This window comes from Streptomyces sp. NPDC034099, from assembly GCF_055575415.1.
In genome coordinates, this window is the sequence record NZ_JBVISR010000002.1 from 798,297 (window position 1) to 820,642 (window position 22,346).

13 protein-coding genes are annotated in these 22,346 nt (G+C 74.9%); 10 read left to right on the forward strand and 3 right to left on the reverse strand.

From position 1 onward, the window contains the following. Positions 1-12: 12 nt before the first annotated feature. Both ACZ56V_RS08640 and ACZ56V_RS08645 read right to left on the reverse strand, forming a co-directional pair. Entirely contained in the window at positions 13-1,266 is a 1,254-nt protein-coding gene (locus tag ACZ56V_RS08640; RefSeq protein ID WP_398910437.1) for a serine/threonine-protein kinase, read from the reverse strand. 105 nt (positions 1,267-1,371) lie between these two features. After that, a complete protein-coding gene (locus tag ACZ56V_RS08645) occupies positions 1,372-3,015 on the reverse strand; it encodes a serine/threonine-protein kinase (protein WP_398910435.1) in 1,644 nt (547 codons plus the stop codon). A gap of 397 nt (positions 3,016-3,412) precedes the next feature. Between ACZ56V_RS08645 and ACZ56V_RS08650 the strand changes: the two genes are divergently transcribed. From ACZ56V_RS08650 to ACZ56V_RS08690, 9 genes are all read left to right on the forward strand, one after another. Then, positions 3,413-7,357, forward strand: a complete 3,945-nt coding sequence (locus ACZ56V_RS08650) for an FHA domain-containing protein (RefSeq protein ID WP_468940377.1) — start codon at positions 3,413-3,415, stop codon at positions 7,355-7,357. Between the two features lie 242 nt (positions 7,358-7,599). After that, positions 7,600-9,000, forward strand: coding sequence for an ABC transporter substrate-binding protein (locus ACZ56V_RS08655; protein WP_468940380.1), 1,401 nt, complete (start codon positions 7,600-7,602; stop codon positions 8,998-9,000). A gap of 4 nt (positions 9,001-9,004) precedes the next feature. Beyond that, complete coding sequence (locus ACZ56V_RS08660) at positions 9,005-10,360, forward strand: carbohydrate ABC transporter permease (protein ID WP_468940383.1); 1,356 nt, start codon at positions 9,005-9,007, stop codon at positions 10,358-10,360. Next, positions 10,357-11,292 (forward strand): carbohydrate ABC transporter permease, encoded by a 936-nt coding sequence (locus ACZ56V_RS08665; RefSeq protein WP_398910428.1) that lies wholly within the window; start codon positions 10,357-10,359, stop codon positions 11,290-11,292. The genes ACZ56V_RS08660 and ACZ56V_RS08665 overlap by 4 nt, the downstream gene beginning before the upstream one ends. A 165-nt stretch (positions 11,293-11,457) precedes the next feature. Continuing rightward, the gene (locus tag ACZ56V_RS08670; protein WP_467378440.1) at positions 11,458-13,743 is read left to right on the forward strand and encodes a bifunctional glycosyltransferase/CDP-glycerol:glycerophosphate glycerophosphotransferase; all 2,286 of its coding nucleotides are present in this window, start codon (positions 11,458-11,460) and stop codon (positions 13,741-13,743) included. A 74-nt stretch (positions 13,744-13,817) separates the two neighbouring features. After that, the gene (locus ACZ56V_RS08675) at positions 13,818-16,028 is read left to right on the forward strand and encodes a bifunctional glycosyltransferase/CDP-glycerol:glycerophosphate glycerophosphotransferase (protein ID WP_468940388.1); all 2,211 of its coding nucleotides are present in this window, start codon (positions 13,818-13,820) and stop codon (positions 16,026-16,028) included. A gap of 7 nt (positions 16,029-16,035) precedes the next feature. Further along, the gene (locus ACZ56V_RS08680; RefSeq protein WP_467378444.1) at positions 16,036-18,270 is read left to right on the forward strand and encodes a bifunctional glycosyltransferase/CDP-glycerol:glycerophosphate glycerophosphotransferase; all 2,235 of its coding nucleotides are present in this window, start codon (positions 16,036-16,038) and stop codon (positions 18,268-18,270) included. Further along, on the forward strand, positions 18,267-19,583 hold the full coding sequence (locus tag ACZ56V_RS08685) for a hypothetical protein (RefSeq protein ID WP_468940391.1): 1,317 nt from the start codon (positions 18,267-18,269) through the stop codon (positions 19,581-19,583). The genes ACZ56V_RS08680 and ACZ56V_RS08685 overlap by 4 nt, the downstream gene beginning before the upstream one ends. 103 nt (positions 19,584-19,686) lie before the next feature. Further along, positions 19,687-21,240 (forward strand): hypothetical protein, encoded by a 1,554-nt coding sequence (locus ACZ56V_RS08690; protein WP_468940394.1) that lies wholly within the window; start codon positions 19,687-19,689, stop codon positions 21,238-21,240. Between the two features lie 16 nt (positions 21,241-21,256). On the opposite strand, the gene ACZ56V_RS08695 is transcribed toward ACZ56V_RS08690, so the two are convergent. Continuing rightward, entirely contained in the window at positions 21,257-21,670 is a 414-nt protein-coding gene (locus tag ACZ56V_RS08695) for an organic hydroperoxide resistance protein (RefSeq protein ID WP_104635062.1), read from the reverse strand. A 141-nt stretch (positions 21,671-21,811) separates the two neighbouring features. Between ACZ56V_RS08695 and ACZ56V_RS08700 the strand changes: the two genes are divergently transcribed. Further along, a complete protein-coding gene (locus ACZ56V_RS08700; protein ID WP_356361643.1) occupies positions 21,812-22,282 on the forward strand; it encodes a MarR family winged helix-turn-helix transcriptional regulator in 471 nt (156 codons plus the stop codon). The last annotated feature ends 64 nt before the right edge of the window (positions 22,283-22,346 follow it).

Here is a 22,346-nt window from a genome sequence, read left to right on the forward strand (position 1 = left end):
GGCGGTGCGGCCTCAGGGAGCGGCAGGTGCCGAGTTCCGCGTGTCCTGGGGCCCGGTGCCCTCCTGGTCACCGCCCGTGGCCAGCCACGTACCGACGCCGATCGCCGCGACCAGGGCGACCGCGCCGGCGCCCACCGCGATCCGGCGCCGCCGCGCGGTGGCGCGGTTGCGGGCCGAGCCGGGGCGCGGGGCACCCGCGGCGCGCGGGGCGCGGGCGGTGCCGCGGGCGCCGCCGGCCAGCTCGTCCGGGGCGGGGACGCGCATCGACGTGTGGGTGTCGCGGTTGGAGTCGGCCGGCTTGGCCCCCGGTACCAGGGGCACCGCCCCCCGGCGCCGCACGGGCTCGGCGGCGGACGCGGAGGCGGCCGGGGACGCCGGGGACTCATCGGGGGCGTCCTCCTGCTGCTCGGCGTCGGGCTCGTCCACGTCCAGCGGGGCCATTCCGGCGAGCATCGGCAGCAGCTCGCGCAGCCGGGCGCTCAGCTCGGAGGCGCGCAGCCGGGAGGCCGGGGCCTTGGCGAGGCACTGGACGAGGAGCTGCCACAGCTCGTCGGGGATGCCGGGGAGCGGGACGACGGTCTCGGTCACATGGCGGCGCAGCACCGCGCCGGGGTGGCCGCCGCCGAACGGCGTGAAGCCGGCGAGCAGCTCGTAGAGCACCGTGGCCAGCGCGTAGATGTCGACCGCCGCGCGCGGGGGCAGGCCCTCGACGATCTCCGGGGCCAGGTAGTCGGGCGTGCCGATGATCTTCGTGGCGCGGGTGCGCCGCGGGGTGTCGATGAGCTTGGCCACCCCGAAGTCCGTCAGCAGCGCCGGGTGCGCGCCGCCGGGGCCGAGCGGGCCCTGCATGTCGAGCAGCACGTTCTCCGGCTTGACGTCGCGGTGCACGATCCCGGCGGCGTGCGCGGCGGCCAGCCCGTCGGCGACGTCCGCGACGACGGCGACCGCGGCCTCGGGCGCCATGCGCCGCTCCCGGTCGAGGCGGGTGCGCAGGTCGGTGCCCCGGACCAGGTCCATGACCAGCGCGAGGTCGTTGCCGTCGACGACGAGGTCGCGCACGGAGACGACGTGCGGGTGCTCCAGGCCGAGCAGGGCGGTGCGCTCCTGCACGAAGCGGGAGACGAGTTCCTGGTCGGACGCCAGGTCCTCGCGCAGCAGCTTGATCGCGACGGGTCCGTCGGGACCCTCGCCCAGCCACACCGTGCCGGCGCTGCCCCGTCCGAGGATCTGGTGGGCGGTGTACCGGCTGCCGATCTTCCGTGCCAAGACTGCTCCTACCGACGCGTGTTGCGCCTAAAAGTACGCGTCCGAGGAGCCGGCCTTCACCGCGGAGGCGGAAATCACCCTCCGGATGTCGACAAGTCTCCAGACTCAGCCTCCGCCGGAGCCGCCCAGGTCGCCGATCCAGTCGGTCACGGTGGTGAACCAGTCGGTGAGCTGGTCCCAGTAGCCCTTGCCGGTGCCGATCCAGTCCTGGAGGGGGCTCAGCTCCCACACGAGCCAGCCGGCCACGAACAGGATGACCAGTGTGAACAGGCAGCCCTTGAGGCAGCCGAGGCCCGGGATGCGCATCGGGTTGGCGCTGCGCTGCCGCGGCGGCCTGGGCTCGCGCCGGGGCGGCTGCGGCTCGGGCGTGGGCGGCGGGGCGTACCGCTGCGGCTGGGGGCGCTGCGGCTGCTGGGGCTGGGGCTGCGGGGTGGCGTAGCGCTGCGGCTGTTGCTGCTGCGGGTAGCCGTAGCCGGGCTGCTGGGGCGGCGGGGCCTGGCGCGGCTGCTGCGGCTGGCGGGAGACCTGCCGCTGGGGACGGCGGCGCAGCGGGTCCTGGTTCGGGTCGAGGTACTGGACCTGCGTCTGCTCGTTGCGGTCGCGGGCGGCGCGCAGCTGGTTCTGCCAGGGGTGCGGGTCCTCGGGTCCGCCCTGTCCCGGGGCGGCGGGCTGCCCCGGCGGCACCGGCGGCATCACGGCGGTCGGGTCGGGAGCCCCGGTGCTGGGGAGGACGGCGGTGGGGTCGGCGGCGCCCGCCGGGCCCGAGGTGTGCGGCAGAACGCTGGTCGCGCCGTTCGGGTCGTAGGCGGCGCCGGGCGCGTCCGGGACCTGTGCGGGCGCCGGGTCGGGGGCCAGGAGCGCGCCCACGTTCTCGGCGGCGCCGATCTGCGCGCTGTTCGCGTGCACGCCGATGCCCTCGGCGACGACGCGCAGACCGCGGGCGAGGTTCTCCGCGCTGGGGCGGTCGTCGGGGTTCTTGCGCAGGCAGCGCTCGATGACCGTCCACAGCGGGTCGGGGACGGTGGAGGGGCGGCGCGGTTCGGCGCTCAGGTGCTGGTGCAGCACCTCCAGGGCGGAGCCTCCGCCGAACGGGGGGCGGCCGGTGACCAGCTCGTACAGCAGGATGCCGGCGCCGTAGACGTCGACGGCGGAGGTCTGCGGGCGGCCCTCGGCGGACTCCGGCGCGACGTACGCGGGCGTGCCGACGAACTCGTGGGTGCGGGTGAGGCCGGGCGAGTCGGCGAGGCGGGCGATGCCGAAGTCGGTGAGCATCGGGTGCATCTCGCCGCCGGTCTGCTTCAGCAGGACGTTGGCCGGCTTCAGGTCGCGGTGGACGACGCCGTCGGCGTGGCTGGCGGCGAGCGCGTCGGCGATCTGCGCGGTGAGCAGGGCCGCGGCAACCGGGGTGAGCGGCCCGTTTTCACGCAGGTAGCGGTGCAGGTCGGGGCCGTCGACGAGGTCCATGACGAGGGCCAGCAGCTCGCCCTCGACGACCAGGTCGCGGACCCGGACGATGTTGGGGTGGGTGAGCCGGAGCAGGACGGAGCGCTCGCGCAGGAAGCGCATCACGATGTCGGCGTCGCTCGCGAGCTCTTCCTTGAGGACCTTGATCGCGACGGTCTCGCCGGGCTGCCCGGCCACGGCCGCCTCGGCGCCCGCGGTCTCGCGCTGGCGGGCACGCCAGACGGTGCCCGTGGCACCGCGGCCGAGGGGCTCCTCGAGGAGGTACTTGCTGCCTACCGGCCGCACGTCATGCGCTCCTAGTTGCTTGCTGGCTGTTCGGACCCACTGTTCCAGAACCGGTCGGTCCCGGTCGGACCCAACTGTAGTGCCGCCCCCTGGGCCACGTTCGAAGGAAAGACGCTCGACCCGGTCCCTTGGTTGCCGCTGCCCGTACGTGACCGATCTCAAGCGGGCGGTATCCGATCATCCACGGTTCACCTGTCAGGCATTTTTGGGGGCAGAGCCGACCAATCAAGATCATTTGAAGGCGGGGGGCGGGCGCGTTGTCAGTGGCGGGTGCGAGGATGCGTGCAGTACTGGCCGACGTGCTCGTGTGACGGTGGGGGAAGTCCGCGGTGGGGGACCGCGGTGACGGCTTCTGTCCCGGCGTGCGGGCGCCCGCGCGAAGGGACCGCTTACGGCGATGCAGATCCGGCTGACCGTCGTAGACCCGCTGGGCCCGCATGCTTCGGCTGCCTCGGCCGCTCCGGCGGGGGACCGCGCCGCGCGGTGTGACGTACTCGTCACCGCCCCGGCCGGCACCGCCCTGGCCGCGGTCGCCTCCGCGCTGGCCGCCGCGCTCCCCGGCGAGGGCCCGGGCTCCGGCCAGGTGGTGCTGTACGCCGGTGCGCAGCGCCTCGACGCCCAGCGCAGCACCCTGGGCGAGCCCCCGCTGATCGACGGTGCCGTGCTCTGCCTGGGCGCCCCGGGCGAGCCCGACCCGCACACCGAGCCGGCCGACGTCCCCGCCCAGCTCCACGTGGTCGCGGGTCCCGACGCGGGCGGCGTCCACCTTCTGCACGGCGGCCAGATCCGGCTCGGCCGCTCCGCCGACGCCGATGTGGCGCTCGACGACCCGGACGTCTCCCGGATGCACTGCGCGGTGACCGTCGGTCCCGACGCCCGCGTCTCGGTCGCCGACCTCGGCTCCACCAACGGCACCACCCTGGACGGCGTCCGGGTGGGCGACCGCCCGGTCCGTTTCCCGCCGGGTGCGCTGCTGCGGATCGGCGAGTCGGCCCTGCGGCTCGTGCCGGTGCCGCCGGCCGCGGAGGTGCGGGTGGAGACGACCCCGGACGGGGAGGGCCACGTACGGCTGTCCGGGTCCCGGACGCCCCCGTCGGGCGCCGGGGACGGCGACACGGTGGCCCACGCGCGCGTGGCCGACGGGGCCGAGGGGCAGGTGCGCGACGCGGACGGCCGCTCCCGCGCGACGGGCCCGGCCCACGGCCCCGCGGACCGACCGGCCGGCTCGACGGGATTCGCCCGGGTGACCGGTGCGGGCGGTGAAGACGGACACCGGACCGCCGCGGCGGACGGGACCGCACCGGACACCGCTCCCCCCGGCACCGGACCGGACGGCACACCCCGTCCTCACGGGCGCACCCACCACGCGTACGGGACCTCGGGGTACGAGACGACGGGCCGGGTGCCCGTCGAGCCGCCGCAGGTCCCCGGCCAGGGCGGCGCGCCCCGCATCGAGAGCCACGGCACCGGCCCCGCGGCGGGCCTGCCCCGGCGGGCCCCGGCCGGCGGCGAGACGCACGGCGGCGCGCGGGGCGCGGGGACGTACGCGACCGGCGGGTCCGGCGCGGACGGCTACGGCAGCCCGCCCCCGCGGACACCCGGCCGGGACGCGTACGGCGAGGGTCCTGCCACGCCTGGCGCGGCCCGTACGGACGGGGGCGCCTCACGCGGCAGCGGGCCGGGCGGGGGCGCTTACGGCGCTCCGGTCCCGGGCGCACCCGGCCGGGGCGCGTACGGCGACATCCCTTCCGGGCCGGACGCGACCGTCCCGGGCCCGGCCGACGCGGACGCCCCCCGCGCGGGCACGTCCGGTGCCGCCGTTCCCCGTACGAGCGCGACCGGTGCGGCGGCTCGCCGCCCCGCCACCGCGCCCGGCCGGGAGGACGGCGCCGGCCCGGACCCCCGCACCGGCCGTGACGGCGCTCCGGGCGCCCGCTCCGGACGCAAGGGGACTCCCCTGCGCGGTACCGACGTGCCGCAGGAGGTGCGCAGGCGCGGTGGGATAGGAGCGTGGGCGCGGCGGCTGACCGGCGGCCGCGGGACCGCTCCGGAGGCCACCGTGCCCGGCGCGTACGCGCCCGACGAGGCGGGGCCGGGACCGGCACCGGCGTCCCCGTCCGGCACCTCGCACGCCCAGGAGACCTGGCCGGACCCCGCATCGCTGCTGCTGACGGCGCTGGGACCGGGGCCGCGGCTGTGGGAGCGCGGCCCGGGCCATCCGGAGGCGCTGACCGTGCGGCTCGGTACGGCCGACCGGGTGGTGCCGGGCGGCGACGCCCCGCTGCCCGCCGTGCCGGTGACCGCCGACCTGCGCGAGGTCGGCGCGCTCGGCCTCGCGGGCCCGCGGGAGCGGCTCGCCGGGCTGGCCCGTTCGGTGCTGGCGCAGCTCGCCGCGCTGCACTCCGCGGACACCCTGGAGATCGTCCTGATCAGCGCGGACCGTTCCCGTCCGCTGGCCGAGCGGACGGCCGAGTGGTCCTGGCTGGGCTGGCTGCCGCAGGTGCGCCCGGGACACGGCCAGGACTGCCGCCTGCTGCTCGCCCACGACCGCGAACAGGCCACGGCCCGCGCCGCCGAACTCCTCCGCCGTCTGGACGACCACCTCGCCGACGAAGCCCGGTCCGAAGCCCGCCCCCAGGGCACGACCACGGACAGGACCACGGATACGGACACGGCCCCGGCCGCGACCACAGAGGCCGTCCGCCCGCAGCCCTCCTGGGCGCGGCCCGACCCCGGCACCGACCCCTCCGGCGGCTTCACCAGGCCGTACACGGTGGTCGTCGTGGACGGGGACCCCGGCGGCGCCGACGTGCGCGAGGCGGTGGCGCGGCTGGCCCTGGAGGGACCGCGGGCCGGTGTCCACGTCGTGTGCCTCGCCGAGACGGCCGCCGCCTCCCCCACCTCGCCGGTGACGCGGACGTACGAGGCGGCCTGCGCGGTGTCGCCGGTCTTCCGCGACTGCGGCGCCGTCGCGCTGCTCAGCGGCGACGTGGCGACGACCCTGCGCCTGCTGCGCGTCGCCCGCGCGGGCGCGGCCCCGGGCACCCCGCCCGGTCCGGTCGGTCACGGCACCCTCGGCACGGTGGACGCCGTCTCCCCGCCCTGGGCCGAGCGGTTCGCGCGTGCCCTGGCCCCGCTGCGCACCGACACCGCCACCGGCGGCGAGCGGCACACGCGCGTGTCCGCGCCGCTGCCCCAGGCGGCCCGGCTCCTCGACGAGCTGGGCCTGGCCCGGGCCACCCCCGCCTCCCTGATGGCCCGCTGGGCCGCCGCGGCCGACGACACGGAGTCCCTGGGGGGACGCGCGCACGCGGTGCTGGGCGCCGGTCCGCGCGGCCCCGTCCTGGTCGACCTGGCCGCCGAGGGCCCGCACCTGCTGATCGAGGGACCCCCCGGCAGCGGCCGCACCGAGCTGCTGCGGGCGGTCGTCGCCTCGCTCGCCTCCGCCGAACGCCCCGACCGGCTCGGCGTCGTCCTCATGGACGGCCGCGACAGCGTGAGTTCGGGCGCCGCCCACGGCGAGGGCCTGCGCGTGTGCACGGACGTACCGCACGTCACCACCCACCTCACCGCCAACGACCCGGTACGGATGCGGGAGTTCGCCCAGTCCCTGAGCGCCGAGCTGAAGCGGCGCGCCGAACTGCTCGGGCGGTCGGACTTCGCCGAGTGGCACACCGGGCGCGAGGTGTCCGGCCGGCTCGTCGCCCAGCGCACGCCGACGCCCGCGGGGCCCGCGCCGGTCTCCGACTCCGGGGACGTCGAGTCCCCGCCCAGCTCCACCCTGCGGCTGCGCCCGGCCGCCGCCAGGCGCCGGACCGGGCCCGTCCCGCCGCTTCCCCGCCTCGTCGTGGTCGTCGACGACCTCGACGCCCTGGTCACGCCCCCGCTCGGCTCCCCCGGGCGGCCCGCGGCGGGTTCGGTGATGCGGGCGCTGGAGGCCGTCGCGCGGGAGGGCGAGCGGCTCGGCGTCCACCTGGTGGCCGCCACCGCACCCGGCGGCCGTACGGACCGTACCGAGCCCGCCCTGCGCGCGACCCTGCGCATCACCCTGGACGCGCCGGCCCCGGGCGCGGACGAACCGGCGCCCGGACGCGGGCGGTTGGCGCACCCCGACGGACGCACCACCGCCTTCCAGGGCGGCCGCGTCACGGGCCGCATCCCGCGCACGGCGACCCTGCGCCCCACGGTGGTCCCCCTGGAGTGGCACCGCATGGGCGACCCGCCCACCCGGCGCCCGGTACGCGAACTGGGCAACGGTCCGACCGACTTGGCTCTCCTGGCCAGCGCGCTGGAGCGGGCGGCCCGGGAGGTCTCGGCGGCCGAGGTGCCCTCACTCCTGTAGCACCGGTTCCGTTCGGCCCGTCCGGCGATCGGGGACGAGGCCGTCCGGGCCGAAGCGGAGGCCCGGGGGCGGCAGCCCCTGAGTCGCCCGCACCGACGCCGGACGCCTGATCATGGTCACGACGCGGTCACGATCCCCCCGTTGACCGCGGACGCGCCCTTGCCGCCCTCACCCCCCTGGCGTACACCAGAGCGCACGGGAGAGCGCCGAGCGTTCGACGAGGAACGAAGAACGGGGCAGTGATGCGCACGAGCAGCACCATCCGGACACGCAGAACCGTCAAGAGGGCGACCAGGATCTCCGCCACCCTCGCCGCGGGAGCGCTCGCGCTCTCGCTCACCGCGTGCGGTGGCGACGACGACAGCGGCAGCGCCGACGGCGGCGACAAGAGCGGCGGCGGCGGCAAGCAGCCGGGCGCCTCCGTCACCCTCCCGAAGCTGGACGGTGAGAGCCTGGAGGTCGCCGCCGTCTGGACCGGCACCGAGCAGGAGAACTTCAAGAAGGTCCTCGCCGAGTTCGAGAAGCGCACCGGCGCCAAGGTGACCTTCGTGCCCGCCCAGGACCCGATCATCAACTTCCTCGGCTCGAAGATAGCGGGCGGCGCCCCGCCGGACGTGGCGATGCTCCCGCAGCCGGGCGCCATCAAGCAGGCCGTCGACAAGGGCTGGGCCAAGCCGCTGGGCGCCGAGGCGACCAAGGAACTCGGCGAGAACTACTCGCCGGGCTGGCAGGACATCGGCAAGGTCGGCGGCAAGCAGTACGGCGTGTACTACAAGGCCGCCAACAAGTCGCTGATCTGGTACAACGCGAAGGTCTTCGAGAACGCGGGCGCCGCCGAGCCCAAGACCTGGGACGAGCTGCTCAACACGGCCCAGATGGTCTACGACTCGGGTGTCACCCCGTTCTCCGTGGGCGGCGCGGACGGCTGGACGCTCACCGACTGGTTCGAGAACGTCTACCTCTCGCAGGCGGGCCCGGAGAAGTACGACCAGCTCGCCCAGCACGAGATCAAGTGGACGGACCCGTCCGTGAAGGAGGCGCTGACCACCCTCGCGGAGATCTGGGGCAAGAAGGACTTCGTCGCGGGCGGCGCGTCCGGCGCGCTCCAGACGGAGTTCCCGGCCTCGGTGACGCAGACCTTCACCGGCGGCGACCAGCCCAAGGCCGGCATGGTCTACGAGGGCGACTTCGCCCAGGTCAACATCGGCGAGACCAAGGCGAAGGTCGGCACGGACGCGAAGGTGTTCCCGTTCCCGGCCGTGGGCGACACCGCGCCGGTGGTGTCCGGCGGCGACGCGGCCGTGGTCCTCAAGGAGTCCAAGGCGGCGCAGGCGCTGGCCACCTGGCTGGCCTCGCCCGACGCGGCGGCGATCCAGGCGAAGCTCGGCGGTTTCCTCTCGCCCAACAAGAGCATCGACTCCTCGGTGTATCCGAACGAGGTGCAGAAGAAGATCGCCGACGCGCTGATCGCGGCCGGTGACGACTTCCGCTTCGACATGTCGGACCAGGCCCCGCAGGCCTTCGGCGGCACCCCCGGCAAGGGCGAGTGGAAGACGCTGCAGGACTTCCTGAAGAACCCTGAGGACGTCGCGGGCGCCCAGGCGAAGCTGGAGGCGGACGCGGCCGCCGCCTACGGAGACTGACGCGATGGCGTCGGCGACGGCGGCGGGAGCCTCGCGGGGCCCCGCCGCCCCCAAGTCACCCAAGTCGCGCAAGAGCGTGACCGGCACCCGCAGGTCCGTGGCGGCGCTGTTCCTGCTGCCCTCCCTGGTGCTGCTCGGCGCGCTCGTGGTCTACCCGATCGGGTACTCGCTGATCCGCAGCTTCTACGACCAGTCCGGCGACTCCTTCGCCGGGTTCGACAACTACGAGACGCTCTTCACCGACGACGGCATCCGCACCGCCCTGAAGAACAACATCATCTGGGTGGTGTTCGCGCCTACGGTCGCCACCGCGCTCGGCCTCGTCTTCGCGGTGCTGACCGAACGCATCCGCTGGGGCACGGCGTTCAAGCTGGTCGTCTTCATGCCGATGGCGATCTCGATGCTCGCGGCCGGCATCATCTTCCGCCTGGTGTACGACCAGGACCCGGACAAGGGCGTCGCGAACGCGGTGTGGGTCGGGGTGCACGACACGTTCGCCGAGTCGTCCGCGTTCCCGAAGGCGCACCCGGGCCGCGACTCGCCGCTGAAGCCCGCCGGCGGGGGCGCGTTCATCACCAAGCAGCCGGTCACCGCGGGCACCCCGGTCGTCCTGCCCCTGGTGGGCGTGGCCCCCGACCTGATGCCCGACGGCGCGAAGAAGGCCGCGACCGCCGAGCCCGCGGACGGGAAGGTCACCGGCACCACCTGGCAGGACTTCACCCGCGGCAAGGGCGTCGGCAAGCTGGGCGGCGTCGACGCGGCCGAGCTGGGCTACGCCGGGATGAGGATCGAGGCGGTCAAGGACGGCGAGGTCGTCGCGTCGGCCACGGCGGCCGGGGACGGCACCTTCACGCTGCCCGCGGCGGCCGACGGGGCGCTGCTCAGGCTGCCCGCCGACAACTTCAAGGAGCCGTACAACGGCCTGAACTGGCTCGGCCCCTCCCTGGTCACCCCGGCGATCATCGGATCGTACGTGTGGATGTGGGCGGGCTTCGCGATGGTGCTGATCGCGGCGGGGCTGGCGGGCATGCCGCGGGAGCTCCTGGAGGCCGCCCGGGTGGACGGCGCCAACGAGTGGCAGGTCTTCCGACGGGTCACGGTGCCGCTGCTCGCACCGGTCCTCGCGGTCGTGGTCGTCACCCTGATGATCAACGTGCTGAAGGTCTTCGACCTGGTCTTCATCATCGCCCCGGGCTCCTCCCAGGACGACGCGAACGTGCTCGCCCTGGAGCTGTACCGCAAGGGCTTCGCCTCGGACCAGCCGGGCGTCGCCAGCGCCATCGCGGTGTTCCTGCTGCTCCTGGTCATTCCGGTGATGTGGTTCAACGTACGGCGACTTCGGCGGGAGGTGCGGCGATGACCGCGGACGCGGGTTCCCTCACCGGAACCGGACCCGGCACCGGGACCACCGCCGCGGCGCCCGGGAAGACCGTGAAGGCGAAGCAGTCGCTCGGGTCCCGGCTCGCCGAGGCCGTCAGCGGCGGCCTCCTCCGGGTGTTCCTGATCGTGGTGGGCCTGTTCTGGCTGGTCCCGACGATCGGGCTGCTGCTGTCCTCGCTGCGCACGCCCGAGGACATGGCGGCGAGCGGCTGGTGGAAGGTCTTCACCGAGCCGTCGCAGCTCACCTTCCAGAGCTACGAGGAGCTGCTGAAGAACGGCGACATCACCTCCTCCCTCCTCAACACCGCGCTGATCACCGTCCCCGCGACCGTCCTGGTCGTGGTCATCGGGGCCCTGGCCGGTTACGCCTTCGCGTGGATGGAGTTCCCGGGCCGCGACTGGTGGTTCCTGGCCGTGGTCGGGCTGCTCGTCGTGCCGGTGCAGGTCGCCCTGATCCCGATCGCCGAACTCTTCGGCAAGATCGGTCTGTTCGGGTCGATGCTCGGCGTGATCCTCTTCCACGTCGGTTTCGGTCTGCCGTTCGCGGTGTTCCTGCTGCGGAACTTCTTCGCGGAGATCCCGAGGGAGCTGCTGGAGGCGGCCCGCCTGGACGGCGCCGGTGAACTGCGGCTGTTCGCGCGGGTGGTGATGCCCCTCGGCGGGCCCGCCATCGCGAGCCTGGGCATCTTCCAGTTCCTGTGGGTGTGGAACGACATGCTGGTCGCGCTGATCTTCTCGGACTCCGGGAGCCAGCCGATCACGGTCGCCCTGCAGACGCAGGTACGGCAGTTCGGCAACAACATCGACGTGCTGGCACCGGGCGCGTTCATCTCCATGGTGATCCCGCTGGCCGTGTTCTTCGCGTTCCAGCGGCAGTTCGTCTCCGGCGTCATGGCGGGCGCCGTCAAGTAACCGCCACGAAACCACCCTTGAGGGGGCGGACCGGTCTCCGGTCCGCCCCCTCATCCGTACGGGCACAACGTCCCCCGAATGCCCCGGGGACCGTAACCAAGTCGCGCCACCGGCCGTTGCCGGGCCGAACGCCCGCACCGATCCCGCCGACCGATGGATGTCCCCGTGCCCAGGTTCAGTGTCATCGTTCCCGCGTACCAGGTGCAGGCGTATCTGCACGCGTGCCTGGAGTCGGTGCTGGCCCAGTCGTACCCGGACTTCGAGGTGATCGTGGTCGACGACTGCTCGCCGGACGCCTGCGGCGCGATCGCCGACGAGTTCGCGGCCCTGGACCCGCGCGTCCGCGTCGTACGCCTGCCGCGCAACGAGGGACTGGGCCCCGCCCGCAACGCCGGGATGGAACGGGCGAGCGGCGACTACCTGGTCTTCCTCGACGGCGACGACACCCTCACCCCGCACGCGCTGCGCGGCATCGCCGACCGGATCAAGGAGACCGGCGAGCCGGACGTCCTGGTCTACGACTACGCGCGCACGTACTGGACCGGCGAGACGGTGCGCAACCAGGCCGCCGCGCACCTCGCCGAGCAGGGCCCGGCGCCGTTCCGGCTCACCGACCGGCCGGGGCTGCTGAAGCTGCTGATGGTGGCCTGGAACAAGGCGGTGCGGCGGGAGTTCGCCGAGCGCGAGGGCTTCGCCTTCCCGCCGGGCTACTACGAGGACACGCCGTGGACGTACCCGGTCCTGATGACGGCGGGGTCCGTCGCCACCCTGGACCGGGTCTGCGTCCACTACCGGCAGCGCCTGCGGGGCGGCATCCTGGGCACGCCGAGCGAGCGGCACCTGGACGTCTTCACGCAGTACGACCGCGTCTTCGCGTTCCTCGAGGCCCGTATGGAGACGCACCCGGAGTCGCGCGAGGAGCTGGCCCGCTGGCGGCCGGTCCTGTACCGCCGCATGGCCGACCACCTGACGACGGTGTACACCCGCCCCGACCGCCTCCCGCGTTCCCTGCGCGCCGAGTTCCTGCGCCGGGCCCGCGTGCACTGCCGCCGCTACCGGGTCCCCGGCGCCCGTGCCCCGCTGCCCGTCCGCCTCCGCCACGCCCTGCTCCGCCTCGGCCTGCGCCGCACCTACGGCTCCCTGCGCCTCGCGTCCGCGCTACGCCGCCGTACGGCGAGGCTCACCGGGAGACTGCTGCGCGCCGCCCGGACCGGCGCCCTCCGCCTGCACTACCGCGTCCAGCGCTGCCTCCCGCTGCGCGCCGACCGCGCCGTCTTCGCCGTCGAGGGGCACCGGGGGTACGGCCGCGACCCGGGCGCGCTGGAGGAGGCGTTCCGCCGTCTCGCGCCGCACCTGCGCACGGCGTGGGCCGCCGCCCCCGTGCACCACCACACCGTCCCGCCCGGCACGCGCCGCCTGACGCCGGGCACGGCCGCCCACTGGACCGCCCTGGCCCGTTCCCGCTACCTGGTGTGCGACGCCGCCTTCGACGCCGGCCTGGTCAGGCGCCGGGGGCAGGTCCTGGTCCAGACCCGGTCCGGGACTCCGCTCAAGCACATGGGCCTGGACCTCCAGGAGCGCCCGGCGGCCGCCCACGGCACCGACTTCGCCCGGCTGCTGCGCGAGGCCGGTTCCTGGGACTACGTGGTCTCCGCCAACCGCCACTCCACCCTGACCTGGGAACGCGTCCACCCCGGCGACTGGACCACCCTGGAGTGCGGCCAGCCGCGCACCGACGTCCTCCAGCGGGCGACGGCGTCGGACGTGGCCCGGCTGCGGGAGACCCTCGGCATCCCCGAGGGCACGGTCGCCGTCCTGTACGCGCCCACCCACCGCGACTACCGGCGCACCCAGCGCGCCGCCCTGGACCTGGAGCGCGTCGTGCGCCGCCTCGGCCCGCGCTTCATGGTGCTGGCCCGCGCCCACCCCCGGCACGGCGGCCCGCTCGCCGCCTCCGCCGGCCGGGTCCTTGACGTCAGCGGCCACCCGCACGTGGAGTCGCTGTGCCTGGCCTCGGACGCCCTGGTCACCGACTACTCGTCCCTGATGTTCGACTACGCGGGCCTGGACCGCCCGATCGTGATCCACGCCCACGAGCCGGAGGCGTACGAGGCGGCCCGCGGCACCTACGTCGACCTGCGCTCCTTCCCGCCGGGCGCGATCGCGCGGGACGAGGACGAGCTGATCGGCCTGTTCGCGAGCGGCGAGTGGCACGGCACCCGGTCGGCGCGGCTGCGGGCCGCCTTCCGGGAGCGGTTCTGCCCCTACGACGACGGCCGCGCCGCCGAACGTGTGGTGCGCAGGGTCGTCCTGGGCGAGACGGACCTGCCGCCGGTCGTCCCGCTCGCCGAGCGCCGCCCCGCTCCCTCGGCCGCGGCCGTCCTCGCCCGCACCCCGCTGGCCACGGTGCCGCAACCCGCGGGGCCCCGCACCGTCACCGACAGCCTCTGACCACCGTTTGCCCACGGGGAGTTCCCCCCTGGTACCAGGACGAGTCGGACCAGGACCACGACAGAAAGAGCAGTATGCCCCGCTTCAGCATCATCGTCCCGTCCCATGGGGTCGCGGGGCGGCTCTCCCAGGCACTGGACTCGGTCCTCGGCCAGTCCTTCGGCGACTTCGAGCTGATCCCGGTCTGCGACGGCCCGGACAGTCCCGCGGCGGACGTCGCCGGGGAGCACGCCCGGCGGGACTCCCGGGTGACGCCCGTGCACTCGCCGCCGTCGGCCGGTCTGGCCGGGGCGCGCAACGCCGGGATGCGGGCGGCGACCGGTGCGTACCTGCTGTTCCTCGACGGCGACGACACCCTGGTGCCGGGGGCGCTGGCGGCCCTCGACGCGCGGCTCGCGGACACCGGCGGCGTCGACGTCCTGTACTTCGAGCACGAGCGCGTGCCCTGGTGGGAGGGCGAGACCACCAACCCGGCCGCCCCGCTGCTCGCGAAGGCCCCGGACGGCGCCTTCGCCCCCGACCGCGCCCCGCGGCTGACCGGCGTGCACCTGCCCGCGTGGAGCGCGGTCCACCGCCGCACCTTCCTCACCGAGCGCCGGCTGGACTTCCCCGCCGGGCACTACACGGACCTCGGCTTCGGCGCCCGGGTCGCGGCGCGCGCCGAGCGCGTGGCGGTGCTGCGCGAGGTGGTCGTACGGCACCGGGTGCGGCGCCAGGGCAGCCGGCTGAACCTGCCCGGCGAGCACCACGCGGACCTGCTCGACCAGGCCGAACTGGCGCTCACCCACGCCGCCGGGCTGGGCCTGCCGCCCGAGCGGCGCGGCCCGCTGTTCGAGCAGCTCTTCGCGGTGGTCCTGAAGACGGCCGCCCACCCTCGGCGTCTGCCCCGGCGGGCGCGCCGCGCCTTCTACCGCCGGGCGAGCCGCCTGTACCGGCGCCACCGCCCCGCGGGCTTCAGGCCACCGGGCGGACGGCTCGGCGTGCAGCACCGGCTGCTGGCGTCGGGGTCGTACACCGGCTTCCGCGCGCTGCGCGCCGCCAACCGGGCGGCGACCGGCCTGCTGCGCCGCCTGCCGTGGCCGCGGGGCCTGCGCACCCGCCTGCGCTACCGCCGCCACCTGCGCCGCCCGCTGGACCCGAACCTCGTCGTGTACTGCGCCTACTGGGGCCGCGGCTACGCCTGCAACCCGGCCGCGATCCACCGCGCGGCCCGGGAGTTGGCCCCGCACCTGAAGTCGGTGTTCCTGGTCGAGCCGGACCAGGCGCACACCGTGCCGGAGGGCGTCGACCACGCCGTCATCGGCAGCCACCGGTACTGGGAGGTGCTGGCCCGCGCCACGTACCTGGTGAACAACGCCAACTTCGCCGAGGGCGTCGTCAAGCGCCCCGGCAGCGTGCACCTGCAGACGCAGCACGGCACTCCGCTGAAGACGATGGGCGTAGACCAGTCGACGTACCCGGTGGTGGCGGCGGCCACCGGCAGCTTCACCAAGCTGCTCGGCCGCGTGGACCGCTGGGACTTCAACCTTTCCGCCAATCGGCACTCCACCCAGATGTGGGAGCGCGCCTTCCCCGGCTCCTACGAACACCTGGAGTACGGCTATCCGCGCAACGACGTCTACTGCACGGCGACCGCCGAGGACGTGGCCCGCGTCCGCCGCGAACTGGGCGTCCCGGAGGGGAAGACGGCGGTCCTGTACGCGCCCACCCACCGGGACTGGGAAACCGGCTTCGGCGCGGGCGGCCTGGACCTGGAGGCGTTCTGCGAGGCGGCCGGCGAGGACGTCGTGGTGCTGCTGCGCGCCCACTACTTCTACGACCGGGGCGCGAGCCGGGAACGCACCGGCCGGGTCGTCGACGTGACCTCGCACCGCTCCTCCGAGGACGTCTGCCTGGCCGCGGACGCACTGGTCACCGACTACTCGTCCATCATGTTCGACTACGCCAACCTGGACCGCCCGATCGTCGTGTACGCCGAGGACTGGGACGTCTACCGGGAGACCCGCGGCGTCTACTTCGACCTCATGGCGGCCCCGCCGGGACCGGTGGCGCGCACGCCGGAGGAACTGGCCCGCGTCTTCGCCGACGGCACCTGGGCGGGCCCGGAGTCGACGGCGCTGCGGGCGGCCTTCCGGGAGCGGTTCTGCGCGTTCGACGACGGCCGCGCCGCCGAGCGCGTCGTACGCCGGGTGCTGCTCGGCGAGCCGCCCGAGGCGCTGCCGCCGGTGATCCCGCTCGCGGAGCGCGTCCCGGCCCCCGCCGCCGCCACCCTCGTAAGGAGCTGACCCCGCCGTGCCCCGCTTCAGCGTCATCCTCCCCTGTTTCAAGGTGCAGGGCTTCCTGCGCGAGTGCCTCGACTCGGTCCTGGACCAGTCCTTCCGGGACATCGAGGTGATCGCCGTCGACGACTGCTCCCCGGACGGTTCGGGGGCGATCCTGGACGAGTACGCGGCCCGCGACGAGCGGGTGCGCGTGCTGCACCTGGAGGAGAACGTCGGTCTCGGCCGGGCCCGCAACGCCGGGCTGCCGCACGCCGGAGGCGACTACCTCTTCTTCCTCGACAGCGACGACACCCTCACCCCGGGCGCGCTGCGCGCCATGGCCGACCGGCTCGCGGAGACCGGCGATCCGGACGTGCTGGTCTTCGACTACGCGCGCACCTACTGGTGGGGCGGCACCCGGCGCAACGTCCTGGCCCGGGTGCTCGCGGAGGCGGGCGACGGCACGTTCACGGCGGCCGGGCACCCCGAGATCCTCGATCTGCTGATGGTGGTGTGGAACAAGGTCTACCGGCGCGACTTCGTCGAACGGGAGGGCTTCACCTTCCCGCCCGGCTACTACGAGGACACGCCCTGGACCTTCCCGGTCATGTTCAGCGCGGAGCGGATCGCCGCGCTGGACCGGATCTGCCTGAACTACCGCCAGCGCCGCCAGGGCAACATCCTGTCCACCACCAGCCGCAAGCACTTCGACGTCCACGCGCAGTACGAGCGGGTGTTCGCCTTCCTCGACGCCCGCCCGGAACTGGCGGCCCGGTGGCGGCCGTTCCTGCACGCCAAGATGGGCGAGCACTGCCTGGACATCCTGTCCAAGCCGGACCGGCTGCCGCCGTCCGACCGGGCCGAGTTCTTCCACCGCACCGCCGAGATGTTCCGCGCGTACCGGCCCAAGGACACGGCGACCCCGGCCGGACTCCGGGTGCTGGAGGGGCCGTACGCCGTCTACCGGCTGCACCGGCAGTCCGGGCGGGCGGCCCGGGAGGCGGAGCGCCGGACCCGGCAGGCGCGCGGCGCGGTCGCGGCGCGGGCCCGCCGGGTCGCCGCCGCGCTCCCCCGCCGTGCCCTGGACCCCCACCTCGTCGTGTACTCGGCGTTCTCCCACCGGGGCGCCCTCGGCGACCCCGCCGCGATCCACCGCGCGGCCCGCGAACTGGCGCCGCACCTGCGCGGGGTGTGGGTGGTGCGGGACGAGGAGTGCGCGGCGGACCCCGCCCTGCTGCCGCCGGGCACCGAGCACGTGATCCTGGGCACCGCCGCCTTCCGCCGGGTGACCGAGCGGGCGGCGTTCCTCGTCAACAACGTCAACTGGCCCGGCACGGTGGCCAAGCGGGACGGCAGCGTCCACATCCACACCCACCAGGGCACCCCGCTCAAGTACATGGGCGTCGACCTGCTGGGCAGGCCCGGCGCCCGGCACGGTCTGGACGTGCCGCAGATGCTGCGCCGGGCCGACCGCTGGGACCACAGCCTGGTCGCGAGCCGGTACGCGGAGCGGATCTGGGAGCGGGCCTACCCCTGCCACTTCACGTCCGCGCGGACCGGCAGCCCGCGCAACGACGTCCTGGTCAACGCCGGTGCCGAGGAGGGCCGCCGGGTCCGCGAGCGGCTCGGCGTCCCCGAGGGCCACACCGTCGCGCTGTACGCGCCGACCCGGCGCGAGTACCGGCGCGGCGGACTCGTCGAGCGTCTCGACGTGGCCCGGCTCGCCGCCGACCTCGGCGAGGGCCACACCCTGGTGGTGCGCCTGCACCCGTCCCTCGCCACCGGCCCGGCGCGCGGCCTGGGCCTGGCGGAGCTGCACCGGCGGGGCGTGGTGATCGACGCGACGGACGAACCGCACGTGGAGGATCTGATGCTCGCCTCCGACCTGCTGATCACCGACTACTCCGCCCTGATGTTCGACTACGCCCTCCTGGACCGGCCGATCGTGATCCACGCCGACGACTGGGGCCCGTACACGGCGACCCGCGGCACGTACTTCGACGTCACCGAGGAGGCGCCCGGGCACGTCTCGCGCTCCTACCGGGAGCTGGCGTGGCTGCTGGCGTCCGGGGCGTGGCGGGACGAGGAGGCGGCGCGGCTGCGGGCGTCCTTCCGGGCCCGGTACTGCGAGTACGAGGACGGGAGGGCCGCCGAGCGGGTGGTGCGGACGCTGCTCCTCGGCGAGCCGATGCCCGCGCCGGAACCCTCCGGCGTGCCCGGTGCCCGCGCCGTCCCGTCCGGACGCGACCTGCTGCCCTCCACATGAGACCCCGCGGCCCGGTGAGCCGCCGGGTACTGGGTGTGCTGCTCCTGGCCGCCGTGTTCGCCGCGCTCCAGCTGGCGAACGTCACCGGCCGGGACACGCCCGACACCAGGAACTACCTGTCGTACGCCCTGAGTCTGACCGGGGAGAGCAAGCGCGGGGCGGCCACGGCCACCATCGACTACGTGTGCGCGAGCCGGGCGGAGCGGGCCCGCCGGGACCAGAGCGTGCACGTGGTCCGCTTCCACCGCCCCGACCCCTCCGCCGGGGTGCTGGCCGAGTGCCGCGCGCGGGAGTGGGCGGCGGTGGAGCCGCGGCTGGCGGCCGGGCAGACCGGCGGGCACACGGTGCCGTACATGTCGGAGCGCTTCATGGCGATCTTCGAGGCGCGGCCGGGCTATCCCGCGTTCCTGGTGCCGTTCGTCCTGGCCTTCGGGACGACGTGGGGCCTGTGGGCGGCGGGGGTCGTGATCGCGGGCGCGGGCGGCGTCCTGGTCTTCCTGATCCTGCGGTCCCTGTCGGTGCCGGTGCCGCTCGCGCTGGCCGGGCAGGCGCTGTACTACGTGCTGCCGTGCGGGACGACCGCGATGCGCCCGATGACCGAGGGCCTGCTGATGGCGCTGACCCTGGCGGCGGTGTGGGGCTGCGCGCTGGTGCTGCGGGCGGGCCGACGGCGGACCGGCGTCGCCCTGGTCGCCGGGTCGCTGCTGGCCCTGTTCACGGTGAAGCACTCCCAGGCGCTGTTCCTGGGCCTGTGCCTGGCGGCGGCGGGCGGGGTGATCGCCCTGCGCCGCCACCGGCGGCTCCGGCGGCGGCCGGGCGGCCCGGCGCCCGGGGAGGTGCTGCCGCTCGCGGCCGTGGGCCTGGCCGGCGTCGCAGCGACCCTGTTGCTGGCGCGGCTGCTGCACTACCCGTCCGAGGCGGAAAGCCTCCAGGATCTCCTCACCGGCCACTTCGCCCGCCCCGACCGCGTGCGCCCGTGGCCGGAGTTCTGGCAGTTGCAGGGCAACTTCTGGGTGGAGTGGCTGCGCAGGCAGGCGTGGCAGCCGCTGTTCGTGGCGGCGCTGGCCGCCGGGGCGTGGGGCGCCCTGCGCCGTGGGGGCGCGGTCGGCGGCTTCCTGGTCGCGGCGGCGTTCACCGGAATCCTCACCCAGGCCGGGCACCCGGACATCAACATCTGGGGCGAGCGGCTGATCGTGCTGGCGTGGCTGCTGCCGGTGGTGGGGGTGCCGCTGCTGCTGGAGCCCGTGGTGCGCGGCGCCCGGGTGCCGCTGCCGGCGCAGGGACAGCCGGACCGGGCGAGCGCGATGGGCTGAACGTCCGCTGGCCGGGTGACTTGGGCCGGTGAGGGATTGACGGGGGCGACCCCGCCGGGAACATACGCCAAATGTCCCGAATGCCCCACACTTCCGCTGTGTCGTGAGCGCCGACGTCCTCGTCCGGCGGCCGGTGCGCGGCGCGACGGCGCTGCGCGGCGGACGCGCCTGGCGTCCCACCCCGTACCAGGCCGCCGGTCTCCTCTTCTTCCTCGTGATGACGCTGGCGTACTGGGCGGTGCCGCTGTGCTGCGACGCCGGCCAGCACGCGGCCGTGGTCGAGCGCCTGAGGGAGAATCTCCTCCACCCCCGGCATCCGATGGCCGACCTGCCGGGCGCGGGCAGCGCGTACTACTCGCCGTACGCGGTGGCGCTGGGCGCGTTCGCCCGGCTGACGGGGCTGGGCGGCTGGGAGGTGGTGCGGCTCGCCGGGCCGCTGAACCTGCTGGTGCTGCTGACCGGCCTCGGCCGCTTCGTGCGGGTGCTGACCCCGCGGCCGTGGGCGCCGGTCCTCGCGCTGGGCGCGATGACGCTGCTGTGGGGGACCGAGCGGGCCTGGTGGAGCGGCTATCTCGGGCTGATGTCGATGACGGGCAACCTCGGCTACCCGTCGACGTTCGCGATCGGACTGACCTTCTGGGCCTGGGCGCTGACCGGCGCACGGGCGCGGGACCGGCGCCGGGTGCGGTACGTGGGGCCGAGCGGACTGCGCGGCCTGCCGGGTTACGCGGGGCTCGGCGCCCTGTACGGCCTGATCCTCCTCGTCCACCCGATCACCTCGGTGGCCGCGGTGCTCGGCGCGGTGGCGCTGGTGGCCGGATGGCAGCGCGGGTGGCGCGGGCCGGTCGTGGGGCGGTGGGCGCTGACGGGCGCCGTGGCGGTGGGGGCGGCCGCGGCCTGGCCGTACTTCGACGTGTTCGCGCTGGCCGGCGACGGCAGCGTGGACGCCATGCACCGGGTGCTGTACCTCCACCTGCCCGGGGAGTTCTGGCTGGCCCTGCTCGGCCTGCCGGCCCTGTGGGCGCGCGGACGCCGCTCGCGGCGGGACCCGCTGGTGCTGATGTTCGCGCTGGACTGCGCGGTGGTGGCGTACGGCTGGTTCAGCGGCCACTACACGTACGGCCGGATCCTCGGGCTCACGCTGGTGCCGCCGCAGTTCGCCCTGGCGGTGGAGCTGGCGGCGCCCCGGCCGTGGGGGCGGTGGCGGGCGGCGCTGGGCTGGACCGCGACGGCCGGCGCCCTGCTCGGGTTCCTCACGGTCCACGCCGGGGCGGTGGTGCCGCGCGCGCTGGACCCGGTGGGCTTCGAGCAGCCGCCGAACTGGCCGACGTACGCGTGGGCGGCCCGGCACATCGGGCCCGGCGAGGTGGTGATCACCGATGGCTACTACGCCGGGCACGCCATCGCCGGGTACGGGCCGAACCTCGCGGCGCCCGCCTGGCCGGACCCGTCGCTGGACGAGCGGGAGCGGGGGCGGCGGGTGGCCGACGTCGAGGCGTACCTCGCGCCGGACTCCACCCGCGCCGGGCGCGCCGCCGTCGCCCGCCGCTACCACGTCCGCTGGCTGCTGCTGACCCGCTGGCACCCGGTGCCCGAGGAGGCGGTGGTCGTGGCCTGGAGCGAACGGACCGGTGAGGTGCTGGCGCGGGTCGGGTGAGCCGGGCCCCCGACGGCTACTCGATGACGAGATCGACCGGGATGTTGCCGCGGGTGGCGTTGGAGTAGGGGCAGACCTGGTGGGCCTGCTCGACCAGCTTGCGGCCGGTCTCCTCGTCGAGCCCCTCGGGCAGCTCGACCCGGAGGGTCACGGCGAGCGCGAAGCCCTCGCCCTGCTTGCCGATGCCGACCTCGGCGGTCACCGCGGCATCACTGACGTCGACCTTCGCCGCCCGGCCGACCACCCCGAGGGCGCTGCCGAAACAGGCGGCGTACCCGGCGGCGAACAGCTGCTCGGGGTTGGTGCCCGCGCCGTTGCCGCCCATCTCGACGGGGACGCCGAGGGCGAGGTCGAGCTTGCCGTCGGAGCTGACGGTACGGCCGTCGCGGCCGTGGGTGGCGGTGGCGGCGGCGGTGTAGAGCGCGTCCATGGGAGAACCGTCCCTTTCAGGGATTCGGGGGGAGACCTGCGTGCCTGACAGCCACAAGTAGAGCACGCGGTTTAATGGAGCGCAACTAAGTTGCCCGCAACTAAATAGCGCACCAAGAGCCGATCGGCTACCCTGGAGCGCATGACCACGCCCGCGACCGACTGGCTCCGCCTGGACCAGCAGATCTGCTTCTCCCTGAACGCCGCGTCGCGCGCCTTCGGCAGCGTCTACCGCGTCGTCCTCAAGGACCTGGGGCTCACCTACCCGCAGTACCTGGTCATGCTGGTGCTGTGGGAGCACGGCGAGCTGCCGGTGAAGAAGCTCGGCGAGCACCTCCGTCTCGACTCCGGCACGCTGTCCCCGCTGCTCAAGCGGCTGGAGGCGGCCGGTCTGGTCCGGCGTGAGCGCAGCGCGCGCGACGAGCGGTCGGTGGAGGTGCGGCTGACCGGGGAGGGCGCGGCGCTGCGCGAGCGGGCCGTCGAGGTGCCGCGCCGGATCTCCGCGGCGACCGGCCTGGACCTCACCGAGGTCCAGGACCTGCGCGCCCGTCTCGACCGGCTCACGACGGCGCTGGACGCGTACCGCACCGATCCGGCCCCCGACCCGTCCTGAGGGGTGCGGGCGCCCGGCGGGCGCGGGGATGACGGATCATGGCTACCAAGGACCACTGAACGAA

What these genes read in the sequence shown, in the direction of transcription:
- ACZ56V_RS08655 (WP_468940380.1), top strand. Translation starts at nt 7,600, where the DNA reads ATGCGCACGAGCAGCACCATCCGGACACGCAGAACCGTCAAGAGGGCG.
- ACZ56V_RS08675 (WP_468940388.1), top strand. Translation starts at nt 13,818, where the DNA reads ATGCCCCGCTTCAGCATCATCGTCCCGTCCCATGGGGTCGCGGGGCGG.
- ACZ56V_RS08685 (WP_468940391.1), top strand. Translation starts at nt 18,267, where the DNA reads ATGAGACCCCGCGGCCCGGTGAGCCGCCGGGTACTGGGTGTGCTGCTC.
- ACZ56V_RS08660 (WP_468940383.1), top strand. Translation starts at nt 9,005, where the DNA reads ATGGCGTCGGCGACGGCGGCGGGAGCCTCGCGGGGCCCCGCCGCCCCC.
- ACZ56V_RS08650 (WP_468940377.1), top strand. Translation starts at nt 3,413, where the DNA reads ATGCAGATCCGGCTGACCGTCGTAGACCCGCTGGGCCCGCATGCTTCG.
- ACZ56V_RS08695 (WP_104635062.1), bottom strand. Translation starts at nt 21,670, where the DNA reads ATGGACGCGCTCTACACCGCCGCCGCCACCGCCACCCACGGCCGCGAC.
- ACZ56V_RS08665 (WP_398910428.1), top strand. Translation starts at nt 10,357, where the DNA reads ATGACCGCGGACGCGGGTTCCCTCACCGGAACCGGACCCGGCACCGGG.
- ACZ56V_RS08700 (WP_356361643.1), top strand. Translation starts at nt 21,812, where the DNA reads ATGACCACGCCCGCGACCGACTGGCTCCGCCTGGACCAGCAGATCTGC.